Source organism: Colwellia sp. 6M3 (genome assembly GCF_014077595.1).
GTDB lineage: Bacteria > Pseudomonadota > Gammaproteobacteria > Enterobacterales > Alteromonadaceae > Cognaticolwellia.
The window spans coordinates 1-254 of the sequence record NZ_JACGWF010000254.1 but is presented as its reverse complement, the minus strand read 5'-3'; the positions used below and the strand labels follow the sequence as shown (position 1 = coordinate 254).

General features: G+C 43.7%; 1 tRNA gene. It reads right to left on the bottom strand.

The window, feature by feature from the left end:
* Positions 1-26: 26 nt before the first annotated feature.
* Positions 27-102 (bottom strand) — tRNA-Ala (locus H4J50_RS19295).
* Positions 103-254 lie beyond the last annotated feature (152 nt).

Here is a 254-nt window from a genome sequence, read left to right as displayed (position 1 = left end):
ATCAAAAATCGATACTACATAATAAGTGGTGGAGCTAAGCAGGATCGAACTGCTGACCTCCTGCGTGCAAGGCAGGCGCTCTCCCAGCTGAGCTATAGCCCCTTATTATGCTAGGGTTTTACGTTTTCTTCTTCTAATTTGTTATCATGTAATTTGTGTAGACACTCTGAAACCGAAGTTTCCATTAAGCTGTTTTACTTCAAGATAAGGAGGTGATCCAACCCCAGGTTCCCCTAGGGTTACCTTGTTACGAC